The 16,139-nt window shown below is 60.0% G+C and carries 18 protein-coding genes and 1 riboswitch; of the genes, 11 read left to right on the forward strand and 7 right to left on the reverse strand.

Going from position 1 to position 16,139, the window contains the following annotated elements:
- Positions 1–4: 4 nt before the first annotated feature.
- Positions 5–532: a hypothetical protein gene (locus tag O9H32_RS19850; RefSeq protein WP_269867870.1), complete on the forward strand. Its 528-nt coding sequence runs from the start codon at positions 5–7 to the stop codon at positions 530–532.
- Positions 533–591: 59 nt separating this feature from the next.
- Here O9H32_RS19850 and O9H32_RS19855 read toward each other — a convergent pair whose 3' ends face one another.
- The 3 genes from O9H32_RS19855 to O9H32_RS19865 form a co-directional block, all read right to left on the reverse strand.
- Positions 592–972 carry a DoxX family protein gene (locus O9H32_RS19855; protein WP_269867871.1) on the reverse strand — a complete coding sequence of 127 codons (381 nt, stop codon included), beginning with the start codon at positions 970–972 and terminating at the stop codon, positions 592–594.
- Positions 973–1,266: 294 nt separating this feature from the next.
- Complete coding sequence (locus tag O9H32_RS19860) at positions 1,267–2,250, reverse strand: DMT family transporter (protein WP_269867872.1); 984 nt, start codon at positions 2,248–2,250, stop codon at positions 1,267–1,269.
- A gap of 134 nt (positions 2,251–2,384) precedes the next feature.
- A riboswitch (FMN riboswitch) is annotated at positions 2,385–2,543 on the reverse strand.
- Positions 2,544–2,628: 85 nt separating this feature from the next.
- Positions 2,629–3,108, reverse strand: a complete 480-nt coding sequence (locus O9H32_RS19865) for a GAF domain-containing protein (RefSeq protein ID WP_269867873.1) — start codon at positions 3,106–3,108, stop codon at positions 2,629–2,631.
- 231 nt (positions 3,109–3,339) lie between these two features.
- On the opposite strand from O9H32_RS19865, the gene O9H32_RS19870 reads away from it, so the two are divergent.
- A complete protein-coding gene (locus O9H32_RS19870; RefSeq protein WP_269867874.1) occupies positions 3,340–4,185 on the forward strand; it encodes a DegV family protein in 846 nt (281 codons plus the stop codon).
- A 149-nt stretch (positions 4,186–4,334) separates the two neighbouring features.
- Here O9H32_RS19870 and O9H32_RS19875 read toward each other — a convergent pair whose 3' ends face one another.
- Together O9H32_RS19875 and O9H32_RS19880 are read right to left on the reverse strand one after the other, a co-directional pair.
- On the reverse strand, positions 4,335–5,255 hold the full coding sequence (locus O9H32_RS19875; protein ID WP_269867875.1) for a DMT family transporter: 921 nt from the start codon (positions 5,253–5,255) through the stop codon (positions 4,335–4,337).
- Positions 5,252–6,187: a DMT family transporter gene (locus tag O9H32_RS19880; protein ID WP_269867876.1), complete on the reverse strand. Its 936-nt coding sequence runs from the start codon at positions 6,185–6,187 to the stop codon at positions 5,252–5,254. Before O9H32_RS19880 ends, O9H32_RS19875 begins: the two co-directional genes overlap by 4 nt.
- A 247-nt stretch (positions 6,188–6,434) precedes the next feature.
- On the opposite strand from O9H32_RS19880, the gene O9H32_RS19885 reads away from it, so the two are divergent.
- The 3 genes from O9H32_RS19885 to O9H32_RS19895 all read left to right on the forward strand — a co-directional run bounded on the left by O9H32_RS19885 (position 6,435) and on the right by O9H32_RS19895 (position 9,363).
- Positions 6,435–7,151 carry a 4'-phosphopantetheinyl transferase family protein gene (locus tag O9H32_RS19885; RefSeq protein WP_269867877.1) on the forward strand — a complete coding sequence of 239 codons (717 nt, stop codon included), beginning with the start codon at positions 6,435–6,437 and terminating at the stop codon, positions 7,149–7,151.
- A gap of 602 nt (positions 7,152–7,753) precedes the next feature.
- A complete protein-coding gene (locus O9H32_RS19890) occupies positions 7,754–8,398 on the forward strand; it encodes a condensation domain-containing protein (protein ID WP_269867878.1) in 645 nt (214 codons plus the stop codon).
- A gap of 50 nt (positions 8,399–8,448) precedes the next feature.
- Positions 8,449–9,363 carry an AMP-binding protein gene (locus O9H32_RS19895; protein WP_269867879.1) on the forward strand — a complete coding sequence of 305 codons (915 nt, stop codon included), beginning with the start codon at positions 8,449–8,451 and terminating at the stop codon, positions 9,361–9,363.
- A gap of 230 nt (positions 9,364–9,593) precedes the next feature.
- Here the strand turns inward: O9H32_RS19895 and O9H32_RS19900 are convergent, their stop codons facing one another.
- On the reverse strand, positions 9,594–10,373 hold the full coding sequence (locus O9H32_RS19900; protein WP_269867880.1) for a thioesterase II family protein: 780 nt from the start codon (positions 10,371–10,373) through the stop codon (positions 9,594–9,596).
- A gap of 188 nt (positions 10,374–10,561) precedes the next feature.
- Between O9H32_RS19900 and O9H32_RS19905 the strand changes: the two genes are divergently transcribed.
- The 3 genes from O9H32_RS19905 to O9H32_RS19915 all read left to right on the forward strand — a co-directional run bounded on the left by O9H32_RS19905 (position 10,562) and on the right by O9H32_RS19915 (position 12,851).
- A complete protein-coding gene (locus O9H32_RS19905; RefSeq protein WP_269867881.1) occupies positions 10,562–11,242 on the forward strand; it encodes a SanA/YdcF family protein in 681 nt (226 codons plus the stop codon).
- Between the two features lie 184 nt (positions 11,243–11,426).
- Entirely contained in the window at positions 11,427–11,951 is a 525-nt protein-coding gene (locus O9H32_RS19910) for an ADP-heptose synthase (RefSeq protein ID WP_269867882.1), read from the forward strand.
- Between the two features lie 120 nt (positions 11,952–12,071).
- A complete protein-coding gene (locus tag O9H32_RS19915; RefSeq protein WP_269867883.1) occupies positions 12,072–12,851 on the forward strand; it encodes an SDR family NAD(P)-dependent oxidoreductase in 780 nt (259 codons plus the stop codon).
- A gap of 31 nt (positions 12,852–12,882) precedes the next feature.
- Here O9H32_RS19915 and O9H32_RS19920 read toward each other — a convergent pair whose 3' ends face one another.
- On the reverse strand, positions 12,883–13,455 hold the full coding sequence (locus O9H32_RS19920) for a hypothetical protein (protein ID WP_269867884.1): 573 nt from the start codon (positions 13,453–13,455) through the stop codon (positions 12,883–12,885).
- 282 nt (positions 13,456–13,737) lie between these two features.
- Between O9H32_RS19920 and O9H32_RS19925 the strand changes: the two genes are divergently transcribed.
- From O9H32_RS19925 to O9H32_RS19935, 3 genes are all read left to right on the forward strand, one after another.
- Positions 13,738–14,295, forward strand: coding sequence for a hypothetical protein (locus tag O9H32_RS19925; protein WP_269867885.1), 558 nt, complete (start codon positions 13,738–13,740; stop codon positions 14,293–14,295).
- A 492-nt stretch (positions 14,296–14,787) separates the two neighbouring features.
- On the forward strand, positions 14,788–15,345 hold the full coding sequence (locus tag O9H32_RS19930) for a hypothetical protein (RefSeq protein ID WP_269867886.1): 558 nt from the start codon (positions 14,788–14,790) through the stop codon (positions 15,343–15,345).
- Positions 15,346–15,361: 16 nt separating this feature from the next.
- The gene (locus O9H32_RS19935) at positions 15,362–16,120 is read left to right on the forward strand and encodes a trypsin-like serine peptidase (RefSeq protein WP_269867887.1); all 759 of its coding nucleotides are present in this window, start codon (positions 15,362–15,364) and stop codon (positions 16,118–16,120) included.
- Positions 16,121–16,139 lie beyond the last annotated feature (19 nt).

Raw genomic sequence — 16,139 nt, forward strand, 5'->3', positions numbered from 1 at the left:
AGATATGGACGAGAATCCTTTTGCGGTCTATGTAAGTGCATTAGGCGCGGAAGAAGCGCTGCAGAGGTTCCGGCTGGAGATGGAGATGGGCGGGTTCACGCCTTTCCGCTTGTTCCTGGAAGGGTTCCGGGAGCGGTTGAAGTCGTTCGGGGATGAGGATACCCAGGGGGTGCGATCCTTGATGGAGACGGCGAAGAGACTGTTCCCCGAGCCGCGTTCGTTCAGCCCTTCGTGGGCGCAAGTCTGGGACGAATTCGACGGGATCGTGGCGTACAAGAGCGCCGTGCTCAATTCTATTCCCGAAGAGGGCAGGGACGGCGAGTGGCAGATCCTCCTCGACAACCCGTTCACGAACACGGACCTCGTCTGCTATCCCGGCATGGCCTTCATGGATGCCGCCTATATGTACGCCTACTTCCGTACGGATCTGAAGCAGAATGAATTTCTCCGCCTGCAAAAAGTGGAAACCCTGATCGTCTCGCAGGGGGACGGGCAGGAGAGCAGGGTACTCCTGCACAAGAACGACCGCTGAGGATTACTCAGCGGTCGTTCTTTGTGCCATGGGATAGGGCCAATCCGGGAACTACAAAATTAACGGCTCGGCAGCTTCCGGCAGTCCGGACGCAGCAGATACGAGGCGATAACCAGCGCGAGGAAGATCAGCGGTCCGGCGAGCTGGGCCGGACCATCTCCGGCGAAGGCATGGGATGCCGCCGCGCTGGTCAGCAGGATGAAGAATCCGGCGTAGGCCCATTCTTTCACCCGGGGGAAGCCGGGGACCAAGACGGCGACTACGCCGAGGAGCTTCCCGATGCCGAGAATCGTCGCGAAGTAAGCCGGATAGCCGAGGTGGCTGAGCGCGCCCATCACCTGGGCATCCCGGATGACATGCAGGTAACCGCCCATGACGAAGCTCGCGGGGCCCAGGATCGTCGTGACCCAGTAAGCGATGGTTTTCATTTTGCCGTTCATCGGTTCGTATCTCCTTTAAGGTCAGTTGTATCGCTGCTGTGCGATATCTCTCTCTACATTGTAGCTCACTCTTATGGAGAAGCGCTTCTTACGGATTGCGGGAAATGAATACACTCCGCGGGGCAAGCAGCGGGTTTGTGACAGGTACAGTTGAAGGGAGTGAAGGTGAATAGGAGTGAAACGAAAAGCAGCGTACGACGAGGGGATCGGGTCCTCCTTCATCGTACGCTGCTTGATTGCCTTCTATGACTCTCTAGGCCGAAGCTGGAGAAGCGTTCGCCATACCAGAGACTGTTATACGGCTGCAGTTCCCGGAGCCGGTTCGGTCTGTCCCTGCGTACGGGTCATGAACCACAGGGTCGACCAGATCAGGAGGAAGCCAATGAGCTGTCCGGCAGTCAGCGGCTGGTGGAACACGAGCCAGTTGACCAGGACGCCGACGGCCGGGAAGGCCAGCTCGGCGAGTGTGGCGTAAGACGCCTTCGTCGTGGACAAGCCTTTGTAGTAGAGCAGCAGGCTGAGCAGTCCCGGGAAGAACGCCTGGAACAGCAGGTTGATGCCGATCACGGCCAAGGCGCCGGAGCTGCCGGTTACTTGCCAGGCGTCATGGTTCACCCACAGCAGGACGGAGAGCAGCGGAAGCGCCAGCAGGAAGCGCAGGGAGGTGACGACCGGGAAGTCCAGGTTTTTGCCGAGCAGGTACTTGCCCATGACCGTCGATCCACCCCACAGGCCCGCAGCCAGAATCGAGAAGAGGCAGGCGGCCGTGCCGAGATCCGTCCACCCGAGCATCGGGGAGCCGAAGCCGAAGGTGAGCAGATAAGTGCCGGCGAGAGCCAAGCCCAGGAACAGGAAAAAGCGTGACGGCAGGGCTTCCTTCAGCAGCACGCGGGCCAGGATGATGGCGAATAAGGGCTGAAGCTTCTGCAGCAGCAGGATGGCATTCGCGTTGCCGTGCGAGAATGCGGCCGTGAAGAGCACGGTGGCAATGGCCGACCCGCCCCAAGAGATGAAGAGCAGCGCGCCGAGGATGCCCCAGCTCCACTTGCCCGGGATCGCTTTGCGGTGCTTGATGAGCAGCGGGACGGCGACGAAAGCGAGCAGCACGTGCTCGATGAATACGATCTGCGAGGAAGTGAAGCTCTCGAGGAGCAGGATCCGGAACAGGGGATCAAGACCCCACAGCACCGCTCCAAGAGCGACGTACCAGATTCCGGCCGAACCGCGGGCGCGGCTCCAGGATAAACCTTTGTTCATTGTACCTACAGCATTTTCCAATTCAAAAACCTCCCAAAGTATCGTGGTGTTTGAATTGAACCTTCCTTTCGAAAGTAAATGCCCCCACTGCAAACAACACAGCGGGGGCATCGACGAATAAACTTTTTCAAAAGGATTCTTTTGAAAAAGCTATTCTTCACCTTCTCCCATCCGGACTTTCACCGTCGGCCTTGGGATTGCACCAAGTCAGTCCCGTCTCCCGGCCAGAGCCGGAAAAGCGGGAGTCGCGGGCTGAGATACACGAACGTATCATCACCGCCGGTAGGGAATTGCACCCTGCCCCGAAGGTTCATATTCAGTTAAAGGGAATATTAACACAGGTAAGCCGACCTGACAATACGGTTTTAGACATATTTTCTGAAAATTTTCAGAAAAGGGCTACAGCGCAGCCGCCAAGGTGCGGACGAACGCTTCCAGTCCAGCTTGATCTTCTTCAGTGAACCGGTCCAGCTCCGGGCTGTCGATATCAAGCACGCCGAGCAGCTCGCCGTTCTTCAGGACCGGCACGACGATCTCCGAGCGGGATGCCGCGTCGCAGGCGATGTGCCCCGGGAACTCGTGGACATCGGCGACCCGGACGGTTTCCCGCAGGGCTGCGGAGCGTCCGCATACGCCTTTGCCGACGGGAATCCGCACGCAGGCCGGCAGGCCTTGGAACGGGCCGAGCACGAGCTCGCCATTCTCTATGAGATAAAAGCCCACCCAGTTGACGCGGCCCAGGAACTGGTTCAGCAGCGCGGAGGCATTGGCGAGGTTCGCGATCCGGGAGCTCTCGTCCGCCGTCAGCGCACCGAGCTGCGAGCAGAGGGCGGCATACTGTTCTTCCCGGGTGCCGGTGTAGGTCAGGGATTGAAACATGTGGATTCCTTCTTTCGTATAATGTCGAGCCCCCCCATTGTACCGTATTTTCATTCTTCTTTCATGAAGAACTTGGCAAGATTTTGACAGACCTGTTAAGAAGCCGCTTACCGCCGCCATTTGCCGCCAAATACATCTTGTAGGGTTCTTAGGACCATGTCATAATCGAAGCAGGGTACTTGCCTCTTCTGCGCCGCAGGGAGCTCGCCCTCTACATCTAAGAAATGAGTGATGAGGTTGACCATCAGAATCATTACGGACGGCGGAGCCGACTTTCCTGAGAAGATCGCCCGGGAACACGGCTTTCATATCGTGCCGCTTCATGTAACCTTTGGAGACGAGGCATTCGATATTCGCCAAGGGATGACATCCTTTTATTCCAAGATGAAAACGAATTCAGTTCTTCCCAAAACAGCCAGTCCGAGTCCGCAGGATTTTGTGGAAGCCTATGAACGATATCCGGAGGACGATATCCTGGTCATCGGGTTGTCTTCCGGCCTTAGCAGCACATACCAGCATGCCCTTCTCGCCAAAGAAATGGCAGAGGAGGGAGGGAGCACGCGGCGCATCGAGGTGATTGACACCCGCAACGCATCGATCGGCCAGGGGCTGATCGCTTACCGCGCCTCGCAGGAGATTGCGGCAGGTAAGCCGTTCAGCGAAGTCGCTGCGGCGGCTCAGGCTTACGCCGAAGGAACCCGGACGCTGATCTATCTCGATACGCTGGAGAACGTGGTGAAGGGCGGACGGCTCGACCGCGCCAAGGGGGCCATCGCCTCCGTGCTCAACATCAAACTCTTCATGCATGCGAGCCCGGAGGGGACCGTGGAAGTGGTGGAGAAAGTCCGCGGCAAAAAGAATGCTCTTGCAAAACTGGTCGCTAAGGTCGATGAGCTCGGAAGCTCGGCGGCGGACAAGGTGCTCGGCATTGCGCACAGCACGACGGAGGAAGAAGTGCGCGGCCTGCTCGCCCGCATTCTCGAGAAGAATCCGTTCCGCGAGGTGGTCGTCACCGAAGTCGGGCCGGTCATCGGCACGTACGCAGGCCAAGGCGGGATCGTCGTCAGCTACACGTAGATCGGCGGGCGGCGGCGCAGGCGGTTCGGGAAAAAGGTTCCATGGGGGCATTCAGCAGACGGAGTGCTCTAGAATGCCAAAAAGCGCCTCCCCCCAAGGGGAAGGCGCTTCCTTACGTTCTGCCTTGCCAAATCCGTCCGTGGCACACCTTAAGCGCTCTGCACTTCAGGCAGGGCCGCGGGCTTGGGCTTCGGCTTCTCGTTGGACCGCAGGAACATCCATACGCCGGTGAGCAGCACGGCTCCGGCGGCTGCCTGCAGCCAGGTCAGCGACTCGCCCAGCAGCAGGTAGGCGAGCAGGGTGGAGCCGAGCGGCTCGCCGAGGACGCTCATCGACACGGATTCGGGCCGCATGTACCTCAGCAGCCAATTGAAGAGATAATGGCCGAAGAGGGTCGGGACGACCGCAAGCAGCAGGAAGTTGCCCCACTCCCATGCCGGGTACCCGCCGAATGGGTGCCCCTGGCTCACGTTATAGACGGCGAGGACCAGGGCGGCGAATAGGAAGACGAAGAAGCTGTAGACGAACGATGGAATGCGGGCGACGAGTTTTTTGCCCATAATCATATGGACGGCCACGGCAATCGTGCCGAGCAGCGAGAGCAGGTCGCCGAGCAGCGCTTCGCTGGTCGTGCCCCAGTCGCCCCAGCCGATCAGGACCGCGCCGGCGATGGCAGTCAGCATGCTGAGCACGGCCAGCCCGTTCGTCTTCTGGCGGAGGAACAGCACCGCGCCGAGCAGGACGAATACCGGCTCGAGGGCGATGATGGCGGTCGAGGAGGCGACGGTCGTCAGGCGCAGCGAGCCCATCCAGAACAGGAAGTGGACGCCGAGGGCGAAGCCCGACCAGAAGAGGCCGTTCCACTCGCGAACGGATAGAGAGGCCAGGAAGCTGCGGTACTTCAGCAGGAAGGGCAGCATGAGCAGGGTCGTAAGCAGCAGCCGGTACATGGCAATGACTGATACGGGCGCAGTTGACCACCGGACGAAAATTGACGAAAAAGAAATCGCTACGATGCCGACGAGCAGCAGCAGCGATAAGGGAACGCGCGGACGCGTCTCGGTAGTCATGGTGCGGATTCTCCTATCGGTGTGATTCGCGGCACGGAGGCCGGCTTGCGGTTCATGAGATAGACACCGGTCAGGATGAGCAGCGCCCCGATCAGATGGTACGCATGCAGCACTTCCCCGGTGAACAGGATGGCGAATACCGCGCTGAACAGCGGAATGAGGTTCAGAAAGCCCGAGCACCGCGAAGGGCCGACAGCCGCTACGGCCGCATTCCAGGCGGTCAGCGCCGCAACAGAGGCGAGAATCCCGATATACAGGATGCCGGCGAGGATGCCCGGGCTCCAAGCGATGACCGGCTGCCGCACGATCCATTCCCCTGCGGCGAACGGCAGCAGGATCACCGATCCGGCCAGTACGGTGGTGACGAACAGGGCGCGGGGCGGCAGGATGCCGGCATACTTCTTCATGCCGACGGTATACACGGCCCAGCAAGCCACAGCGAGGAACATCCACAGGTCGCCCTGGTTGAACGTCAGCCCGAGAAGCGCCTCCCAGCTGCCCCGGGTGACGATCCAGAGCACGCCGGTCACCGAGATGCCCATGGCGGGCAGGGCTCCCCAGCGGATGCGGCCGCCGAGCATCAGGGGCGTGACGAGCACGATGAGGATCGGCGTCGCCGAGTTCATCAGTGCGGCATTGATGGGGCTCGTATACTGCACCGCGACGTAGAGCAGGGTGTTGAAGCCCGCTATACCGGTCAGCGACAGCAGCAGGAGGGGACGCCAGCGCTGCAGGAGCCGGCGGCGGTGCTGCCAGAACTCGCCTCCCCAGAAGGGGAGGGTGACGAGCAGGGCGAGCGTCCAGCGCAGCTCGGCTAAGAGCAGGGGAGGCACGTACGGGACGATCGCCCGGCCGACCACGAAGTTGCCTCCCCACAGGCAGGTGGCTGCTATGAGCAGCAGGATGGGAGATTGCAGCGGCTTCCAGGCCAAGAAGCATCCGCTCCGTTTCACTTGAGAATGAGATATAGAAGTCAAGATAGCGAATAGGTGACACGGCCGGTCAAGTTACATCGGTTTATTATAGCACTTTGCCCCAGCGGCATCACCCTTTTATTTTAGTAAGGAAAAATGAGGCCAACTATGTAATAATATTGTAAATATAAGCCTGTCAGCCCGCATTTTTTGATATAGTATATTAAAATAGCGGGTATGGAATCGGCAAGGGGGATGACGCAGTATGGCGTTTCGTATGATGGCGGCCCGTCTTGGGCCGACCCCGGATGAGACTCCGGAAGGGAACGAGCTTTACAGAAGGCTGCTTGCTTTCGTTCCGAAAGCCAAGCAGGACAAGCTGCAGCGCTTCCGCAGCCGCCAGGATGCCCTGCGCAGCCTGACCGGGGAGCTGCTGGTCCGTTCGATGGCAGCGGAGGCGCTGGGCATTCCGCGCAGCAGCGTCGTGCTGCAGACGAACGCGTACGGCAAGCCGTATCTCGCGGCATTTCCGGCCTTTCATTTTAATGTAACGCATGCGGGCAGCTGGGTGGTCTGTGCGGCCGGCAGCGCTGCCCTAGGCGTGGATGTGGAGCGGGAATCCCCTTTTGACGCCTCCTTGCCCTCCGTCGTGATGACGGAGGCGGAACGCCGGATCTTCGACGAAGCGAGCGAAGAAGACCGGATCGGTATCTTCTACCGCTGCTGGACCGCCAAAGAGAGCTTCGTCAAGCAGCTCGGCACCGGGCTGAGCACGGATCCGCTTACCATAACGGTGACCGATCTCCACGGGGACTCGGAGATCCGGTGGAACGGCGGGATACAGCCCTGCCGGATCTACCGCTGGAGGCTTGACGACGAGCATCCGCTTGCCGTCTGCTCCGAGGAACCGCCGGCAGCGGATCCGCTGCAGTGCGTGGAAGCTTCGTCCTGGCTGGCGGAGTATGCCTCGGCCGTTCGGTGAATCTCCTGCGCTCCTCCGAGTCCAGCTGGGAATCCGGATGGGGCTGAGCCTGGCCGCAGTATGCGACCAGGCCGTCCGTGAGCTCGCCCGGCTGGTGTCCTCAGCGGGGAAGGGGCGCAGGGCCTCTACCCTTCCGGTGCGGGCGGGACGGAGGTTATCTTCTGAAGCCGTCCGGACCGCTGGAGTGCGCTTCTGCGGACCCGGGCACTGCCGGACCGGCTCCGAGTGCCCGGGTCCGCAGAAGCGCACCTGTGCATAGATATGGAAAGAGCCGGCCCACTTCCAGGGGGGGGGCTGTTTGGCGCGTTCCGGGCCAGGGGAGGCCGGCCTCCCCGTTCCCCTGGGGGCGTTGGGAGCTCACCCGGGACCTGCCGGAGCTTCACAAGGCGTTATGAAGATCTTGTAAAGAAGCGTGGAAAAATTTACCTTTCTTTCATACTGGGTTGATACTGGGTTCACACGGAAGAGGTATGATCGGACAAAGAAGGAATGAGGTGGAAGGCAGCGCCAAGGGATCACGCGTCCTGCAGGTGGGATAGACGATCGCCGCACCCGAAGGCCGCACCCGAAGGCCGCACCCGAAGGATGGGAGAGATGAGATCATGTACGATACGGCCGGACCCGCGATGACCACAGCTTCCGCAGCCGATCCGGACCTGCTCCATGCCGGGGCGGGCTCCGGGGCAGGAGGCGGAGCGCTGCAAGATCTCCTCCGCCTGCTGCCGCTCGAAGAGCGGGCGGCGGTCATGCTGCAGAGCAGGGCCAGGTTCTGCGATGCCCTGGCATGCCGGGTACTGCTGGGCATGGCCCAGCATCATGACGCGCTGCGGCTCGAATGGGAAGTGACGGAGAGCAGGGTGCGCCTGCTCCGCAGAAGCAGAGAGGATGCCCGCTTCGGATTCGGAATCCTGGACGGGACGGGGGCGGAAGAGCGCCATGCGCAGCGGTTGGAGGAAGCGGAGCGGCTCGGTGCGGCGATGAAGTCCATTCCCGGACTGTTCGCCCTCATCCTTCGCATGGAGGCCGGGGACCGGCTCCTGCTCAGCGTGCCATGGCTAGCTGCGGACGGTGTGACCAGGGAGACGCTTGCAGGGGATTTTCTGCGGGGATACCGCCAAGCCTTGAACGGCCAGCCGCTCGCCTTCGCTTCCCGAACGGTATCGTATCCTTCAGTGACCGTGAACCTTGGACGCGAAGCGGCTGCAGCTGCTGCAGGTCCGGAGCCGGGCCTGCTGAGGCTGGCCTGACGGTTCTCATAAGAACGCTACGAAACAATTGTATGAATCGAGGTGAAAGGATGATAACGAGTATCGAAGCCAGGAATGACAGGGACAGAACCGCCGTCTGCAGGGACGAATCACCTGCCGGCGATGCAGCTTGGCAGCCTGCCCGCCGAACCGTCCACCGCTGTTTCGAAGATCGCGCGGAGGCCGTACCGCTGTTCACGGCTGTCGTGGAGGCTGGCAGGGAGCTGCGCTACCGGGAGCTGAATGCCCGGGCGAACCGGGTGGCCCTGCGGCTTCTGGAGGAGGGCGTGCAGCGAGGGCAAGCTGTCTTGCTCGCTGCGGAACCCTCCGCGGATATGCTGGCCGGGCTGCTCGGCATCTGGAAGTCCGGCGCGGCCTGCCTGATATCGGACATCGGGTCCGCCGGCTTAAGCTCGCTGCCGGGCTACAGCGGAGCGGTCCTTGGGCTCGGTTCGCCGTCTGATAAGCCTGCATATGGCGGAGGAGCAGCGGAGAGCGGACGGCAGTGGATCGTCCTGGATGAAGGACTGCTGGAGCACGGCGACGCCGGCGAAGTCTTCAGCGGGAGCCGGGCGGAAGATCCGGCCCTGATCCATTATCCCTCGGCTGCCCCCGGCTCTGCGCCGGTACAGATTTCGCATGGCGAACTCTCCGCGTACTGCGAGCGGACGAGAAGCGCGTGCGGCATTACCTCATCGGACAGCGCCGCCTGGGGCGCGGGGGAAGGCAGCTTGTCCTTCCTCGGCAGCGTCCTGCCTTACCTGCTTGCCGGCGCGGATGTGCACCTGCTGGAGCGGGGGCTCCTCCGCGATGGGAAAGCGCTCGGAAGGTATCTCCGTCTGTACGGGATGACCGCTGCGTTCCTCCCGGAGCGGACGCGTGCGGCGCTGCTTGAGGGGGGACGCGTGCCGATGCGTCTGCTGCTGCCGCAAGAGGGATGCCTGGAGGAGCTGCTGGAGTGCTAACCCGCCCGCGGCACCGGAAGCGGAGCATGGTGGCAGCCTGGCCCTTCGATAGTGAGAGGGAGGCTGCAGGAGGATCATCCCGATCCAGGGAGGGTCGCTTGTTCAAATATAGGAATCTATATCTCAAAACTTCCGGGAAGCCAGCCCGGATCACGGAAGAAGGACGTCTCCGCCGGTCATCGACCGGGCGGGACGTCCTTCATGTGCTGCTTGGGTGCATGGGATTAGGGTTAGCCGGGCTGGCCGGCCATCAGACCGCGTACGGCGAGCTGCAGCGTAGCTGCAATGTCTGCCGTGAGCAGCTCCCGCTCGGGATGGATGAAGAAGTGGCCGCCGGGCACCATCCGCATCGTGAAGAGGCCTTCGGTGCATTCGCCCCAAGCCGCCACGAGCTCCTGTCCGACTCCTTTGTCCTCGAGCCCTCCATAAGCGCTCACCGGGCAGCGCAGCTTCTCGCCGGGGGTATAGGCATACGTGTCGCACACGCCAAAATCCGCCCGCAGCATCGGGAGCAGCAGCTGCATCAGCTCGTGATTGCGCAGCACTTCCTCCGGTGTATACTCCATGGTGCGCAGCTTGTCGATAAAGCGGTCATCCGGAAGCAGATGGCGGGGCTCCTCCGGCACTTGGCGCCGGTGCGGCGCCGACTGCGCCGAGACGAACAGATGGAGCGGAGGCTTGCCTGCCGCCTGCAGCTTCCGTGCCGCTTCGAAGGCGATCAAGGCGCCCATGCTGTGTCCGAACAATGCGTACGGAACATCCAACAGGGGCTGGATCACCTCGCAGAGCTTGTCCGTCAGCGGATGGATCGACGTATAGGGGGTATCGAACAGCCGGGACTCCCGGCCTGGCAGCTGTATAGCACAGAGCTCGACGCCCTGCGGCAGCATCTTCGCCCATTCACGGTAGATCGACGCCGCGCCTCCGGCGTAGGGCAGGGCAAACAATCTCAGTGCCGGCTGCTTGGCGGAGGGGGTCCGGACAATCCATTCCTTATTTTCGTTCAACATGGATATTCCTGCTCCTTCACAGAAGTTATGGAACTTATTATGATGTATGTAAGATCTTTCCTACCTATCCATGGTAAAAGATTCTGCGGCGACCGTCAATGTGCTTAACTATACCTTTAGAGAATAGGAAAGCGCGCCGCTTGCTTGAAGCTGAAGAAAGGTCATGCGAGAATAGGAGGGAGGAGTGAATGCGAGCCATGCGAACGGGCATGAAGACTAAAGCGCTTCTGCTGCTCTCTGCCTTGCTGCTGCTCGGCGGATTGTCTGTCGGGCTCATCGACAGGCATGTGCGGGCTGCGGCGGCTCCGTACTTATTCCGCGCCGAGGAGGTGCCTCCTGCGGAAGCAATCCTCGTGCTCGGGGCCCGTGTCTATCCGGACGGCCGGGTGTCGGATATCGTGAAAGACCGGCTCGATACGGGAGTGGAGCTGTACCGCCTAGGAAGGGCGCCCAAGATCCTCGTGAGCGGCGATCACGGCCGGAAGGACTATGACGAGGTCAATACGATGAAGAATTACCTGCTGAAGGCGGGCGTGCCGGAAGCGGATATTTTCATGGACCATGCGGGATTCGATACGTATGACAGCATGTACCGGGCCCGGGACGTATTCCTCGTACGGAAGGCGATCGTCGTCACGCAGGATTATCACGTGAAGCGTGCGGTCTATCTGGGGCGGGAGCTCGGCATCGACACGTACGGCGTGGCGTCGGACCACAGGAACTACAGGAAGATCGTGCAGTATGAAGCGCGGGAAGTGTTGGCGCGGAGCAAGGATTTTTGGGGCGTACACGTTCTCCATGCGAAGCCGAAGTGTCTTGGCGAAGCCATTCCGATCACGGCGGACGGACGGGCAACCAATGATAAGTAGTAGCGGCAGACGGCCTGCAGATTTAGTTTGCGGCATGGATCATTCATGGGGTAAAATAACAGGAATGACATTTTCCCTGACGTCTGCTGCCAGCAGGCAAAGGTAGACTTTTAGCGGCAATTGTGTTATGTAATAGAGAGGCCGGACAACCAAGACCGGAAGAGATCGAATAGGGGGAATGAATTTGTCCCGGCGTTTTGTGATTGAAGCGGTGCTGGTAGCTATCTATGGGGAGCTCATGGTTCCAAGCCAGCCTGTGGAGTACCTTATTCCGTATTCTACCATTATGGAACTATACGAGATGAAAGACAGCAAGGAGCCGGTGATGCCGGATCCGGAAGATGACGCTCACGTCAAGGCGAAGATCGGCGAGTTGATCTCGTTCTTCGACGATCCGTTCAATAAGAAAAAGCTGGAACGTTCGCTGGCCGCTCCATGGCGGTTATCGCCGCCGCTGCCGATCAATGAGCATGTGACGTTCCTGATCGTGAATGCGATGGAGAATGCCCAGTACGGCGAAGGCTTCGATCCGATCGAGACGGAGGTTATTCTCGCCTCGATGCGGGAGCAGGCCCCGATCGTTACCGATCAGGTGGAACTGATGGAGAAAATTATCCAATCCGAAGTTCCCGTTCAAGTGTACGATGTGTATGATTTTGAGTTTGCCGTGGAGCAGGGCATATCCGCGGACGATTGGATGACCCCATAATGCTGCAGACCGGAAGGATCCCCGCAAGGGGATTTTTTTGATAGAGGGGTTCCTCCGGGCGGAGTGAGGGGATATGGACACGGCGACAAACATGGCGTTAGGGAAAAATGGATGAAGGAGATGAGAGGATTGGGAGTGTATCTGATTACTGGCACATCCAGGGGGCTCGGTGAGGCGCTCGCGCTTCAGCTCCTTGGCGAGGGGGGAGCCGTCGTCGGGTTGAACCGGACGGCGAATCCGGGACTGCGGGAAGCGGCGGATGCCGCAGGCAGTCGCTATGAAGAGACTGCCTGCGATCTGGCGGAGCCGCTCGCAGCCGCGGCCGCCTTCGAAGCGTTCTTGAACGAGGCCGGATGGCTGCGGGAAGCGGAGGAGATCACGCTGATCAACAACGCCGGCGTGCTGGAGCCGATGGGGCCCGCCGGGGAGGCGGATCCGGCAGCCCAGCAGGCGCATCTGCTCGTGAATCTCGCCGCTCCGCTGCTGCTCACCTCCGCCTTCCTGCGTGCTGCGGAAGGCTGGCCGCTCACCACCCGGAAGCAGGTGGTGAATATCTCCTCGGGCGCGGGGCGCAAGCCTTATGCCGGCTGGTCGGCCTACTGCAGCGCGAAGGCGGGCCTAGACATGATGACCCGCTGCATCGCGCTCGAACAAGGCGAAGGCCCCGGGGCAGTGAAGATTGCCGCTGTAGCCCCAGGCGTCGTGGATACCGCCATGCAGGAGCAGATCCGGGCGGAGGATCCCCGGCGCTTCCCCGAAGCGGGCCGCTTCGTAGGGCTGAAGGAGACCGGCGGCCTCTATACGCCGGAGGAAGCGGCGCGGCGTCTCGCGGCCTGGCTGAAGAGCGGCAGCATGGGGCAGGGGGATATCGTGGATATCCGGCATATGCCTTCCCCCTGAGGCGGTGGAAGGCCTAACGGAAGGAGAGGGTCTAAGGCCTGCGGAGCCTGTCCTGGAGCTGTTCTACAGTCATGCCGCCGTATGCGGCGAACCCGCCTTGCTTCTGCAGCGCGACGAGCTTGCCGCCCTGCAGCGGATATAAGCCCTGCCAGCCCCCGGTTATCGTATATTCCGCGGATTGCGGGACCCGGTGGAGAAAACAGACGTACTCGCCCTGCACGAGAGGTCCGGTGTAGGTCAGATTGAGCGGGTCCTGGGGCAGCGGGAGCGGGTCGAACCCGTCGGTCAGGATCGCAAGTGTTCCGTTTGCGTCCACTGTGCCGCGGAGAATGCGTTTGACCTTGAATTTCTGTACATAATTGATGAGGAGGCGGCCGTCTACCTTGCGTCCGGTAGGGTAAGGCTTTGCTTCCTCGGCGAGCGAGCCGTAGACGATCAGGTCGGCTTTGGCGGCGAGCTCGTCCGCTGTGGCTGCCGTTTCTTTGGGCACGACAATGGATGCAGGGGTCCTATGCGGTGATGCCGGCTCGGCATGCAGCGCGGCGGCGGGGAAGAGGCATAGAACGAACAGGAAAGGCCGGATCAAGCTGCGAAGAGGGTGCATATGTGTTCTCCTTCCGGGCTGATGGGTACGGTTCATACGGCAAGGCTCGCTACCTAAGATTTTGTTGCATAACATGTTGTTACATAAGATTACGCTACCTAGGATTACGCTTCATAAGATTTCCACCAGCGGTATTTTCCATGCATTGCGAATACTCTGCATATCGATTACCATGCATATCGATTACCATGCATAACGATTACCATGCATAACGATTATCCTGCTCGGATTCCAAAGAATAGCTCCAATCAAGCAGGTACCCATGAAAGGAACGTGCCGTCCGTGTTCGATCCAACCATCTATGATAATCTCAAAGTCGTGCTCGAGGGCGCCTTCTACGATCTCGATGCCGAAGGGGCATTCCTGATTACAGGCCGCGAGGATCTTGTGGACCTCGCCTCCTACTCGCGCACCTTCCGGCTGGAGGTGCGCCGGCAGGGCGGGGCGTGCCGGGGAGCCGTATCGCTCGTCAGCACTCTGGCCGACTTCGCCGGCGAGCTGAGGAAGATGCACTTGGCCGGGGACGCCCCGGGCGCGCGGGTGCTGCTTCAGCTGGACCTACCGCTGAGCGTCTCGGGAAGGCGGGCGGAGCTGGAAGCTTACCTCGCCGAGCTGTGGGAGCATGCGTTCACGATGAAAGCGGAGCTCATCCTGCCCTGGGACGGCGGAGAGCCGGGGGCAGAGAACGAAGATGCGGGAGCGTGCCGCATCCGGATGACGACGAGCGGGAAGCTTGACGAGAGCGATGTCGAGAGCGTCGAGGATATCGGCCGGCGGCTGTCGATGTCCCTGATCTATGCCGACCGGCTGGCGGAAGAGTGCCGGGGATCGGGGACCTAGAACGAACAAGGAACTCCTGCCCCGTGGGGATGGACCGTATCGGCCCAAACCGGCTTGGACAAGCGCAGACATAACAGCACCAGCAGGCAATGATTCATGTAGAAGACCAAGAGGCGATGGTTCCCGGAGGACACGGGGAGCCATTGTCTCTTTTTTTGGGGGAATATCCCCCTATCTATTCCTTGAGCGGCAAGGCCCCCGGCTCTTTATCGAATCTTAAACGTTTTTTAAGCGCTGCTTAGGCGTTTCTTCGGCAGATCTTTAGCGGGCAGCTGTAGTATAGGGTTCAGGGCAAGGGAACAGAAGGCGGTGTAGAGTGACCGCCGCTCCCGAGCTGTTCGCCCCGTAGGATGGGGAGGCGGGGGGCCTCACTCGGCGGCTTTCTCTACATGATGGAAAGGGTAACTTGCCGTGCTCGTACTTTGTCTTCTTTACGGTTTGATTAAGGCTGCAGTCGTAAAACCAATTTACAATTTTGGGAGGAATCCGATCATGGCTAGTACGGTTGTAACGGTTGTCAAGTATGTGTTGCCCATTGTGCTCGATGCGCTGCTGAATGAAGCCCGTAAGCTCAATACGGAAGAAGCCGCAGCGAGGCTGCTCAGGTCTGGCGACACCGATCAGGATAAGATGGAGGAAATTGCCGAGCAGTGCAGCGAATACATCACCTCGAAATACTATGATCAGTTCGGCTACGATTACGCGGGGCGCCGCTCGAAAGTGCCTGCCGGCAAACAAGTGAAGGCTTTCAATGAAGAGATCATCATGTACAGCGCGTCGGGTCATGGCTTGAACGATATCAACAAACATCTGCAGGATGTGTTCAAAGACGAAATCTCCACGGCCGATTACCATGAGCTGTCGAGCAATATCTCGGATTTGTTCCATGAGCGGTTCCAGGAAGAAAGCCTTTCGTGGACCCCGTTTGTGAAAACCTTTAATTTTGACGACGGCCTGACGGTCGACGTGTACTGGCTGGCTGCCACCACACGCAATATCAACAACGAGCTCAGCGGAATCGTCCGGTATGTAACCGTTGCTTATCAATAACATGCGGGGGGAGCCCATGAATCCTAAAGTCAGCGTTATAATCAACGAAAACCAGACCCAGGTTCCTGACACCACGGTATTCCCTTACAGCGCCATTGGACAGTTCAAGCTGGTGTTCAAGACTAGCAGCAGCTATATGACAGCCTGGGGAACAGGTACCTTGATCAAGTCCAATATCGTCCTCACTGCGGCACACAATATGTACAATGCTAAGGAACGGGAATTCATCAATCTGGAGAATTCAAGTTTTGCGCCTGCCATCAACGGCGGAGACTTCGAAGACGACGGGTACGAAATCAAACAATACTGGATTCCGGCCGACTACCAGCGGATTGTGAACGAGAAGGGCGAGAACGATCCGGAGGCTGTGCGCTTAGATTATGCGCTTGTGGAGCTGACGAATCCTGTACCAGCGGACAATGGGGTGTGCGCCATGGCTGACCCTTACCAGGATCCGCACGCGGGCCAGCTGTCGATCAGCATTGCGGGGTATCCCGTTAACGAGGAGTCGACGATGTGGGTGGCGAAGGGGACCGTCGCCTTCGACCCCGGCCATCCCCAAGACGTGATCCGGTACCGGATCGACGCTTCAGCCGGACAGAGCGGTTCGGCCCTGCTGACGGACAGCAACCAAATTGCAGCCATCCACAGCGGAGGCAACAATAGCGGCGCAACGAAGGATCTGTGGTACAACGAGGGGGTTGTCCTGCGGACCGCGACCATTCGGATCATCGAGGCCAAGGTATTGGAATGGGAGAATGAAGAGGGGAAGTAAAGCGCAATCATACCGCCAG

This window comes from Paenibacillus caseinilyticus, from assembly GCF_027533645.1.
GTDB classification, from domain to species: domain Bacteria; phylum Bacillota; class Bacilli; order Paenibacillales; family NBRC-103111; genus Paenibacillus_G; species Paenibacillus_G caseinilyticus.

What these genes read in the sequence shown, in the direction of transcription:
- O9H32_RS19850 (WP_269867870.1), top strand. Translation starts at nt 5, where the DNA reads ATGGACGAGAATCCTTTTGCGGTCTATGTAAGTGCATTAGGCGCGGAA.
- O9H32_RS19855 (WP_269867871.1), bottom strand. Translation starts at nt 972, where the DNA reads ATGAACGGCAAAATGAAAACCATCGCTTACTGGGTCACGACGATCCTG.
- O9H32_RS19865 (WP_269867873.1), bottom strand. Translation starts at nt 3,108, where the DNA reads ATGTTTCAATCCCTGACCTACACCGGCACCCGGGAAGAACAGTATGCC.
- O9H32_RS19870 (WP_269867874.1), top strand. Translation starts at nt 3,340, where the DNA reads ATGAGGTTGACCATCAGAATCATTACGGACGGCGGAGCCGACTTTCCT.
- O9H32_RS19875 (WP_269867875.1), bottom strand. Translation starts at nt 5,255, where the DNA reads ATGACTACCGAGACGCGTCCGCGCGTTCCCTTATCGCTGCTGCTGCTC.
- O9H32_RS19885 (WP_269867877.1), top strand. Translation starts at nt 6,435, where the DNA reads ATGGCGTTTCGTATGATGGCGGCCCGTCTTGGGCCGACCCCGGATGAG.
- O9H32_RS19890 (WP_269867878.1), top strand. Translation starts at nt 7,754, where the DNA reads ATGTACGATACGGCCGGACCCGCGATGACCACAGCTTCCGCAGCCGAT.
- O9H32_RS19895 (WP_269867879.1), top strand. Translation starts at nt 8,449, where the DNA reads ATGATAACGAGTATCGAAGCCAGGAATGACAGGGACAGAACCGCCGTC.
- O9H32_RS19900 (WP_269867880.1), bottom strand. Translation starts at nt 10,373, where the DNA reads ATGTTGAACGAAAATAAGGAATGGATTGTCCGGACCCCCTCCGCCAAG.
- O9H32_RS19905 (WP_269867881.1), top strand. Translation starts at nt 10,562, where the DNA reads ATGCGAGCCATGCGAACGGGCATGAAGACTAAAGCGCTTCTGCTGCTC.
- O9H32_RS19915 (WP_269867883.1), top strand. Translation starts at nt 12,072, where the DNA reads ATGAGAGGATTGGGAGTGTATCTGATTACTGGCACATCCAGGGGGCTC.
- O9H32_RS19920 (WP_269867884.1), bottom strand. Translation starts at nt 13,455, where the DNA reads ATGCACCCTCTTCGCAGCTTGATCCGGCCTTTCCTGTTCGTTCTATGC.
- O9H32_RS19930 (WP_269867886.1), top strand. Translation starts at nt 14,788, where the DNA reads ATGGCTAGTACGGTTGTAACGGTTGTCAAGTATGTGTTGCCCATTGTG.
- O9H32_RS19935 (WP_269867887.1), top strand. Translation starts at nt 15,362, where the DNA reads ATGAATCCTAAAGTCAGCGTTATAATCAACGAAAACCAGACCCAGGTT.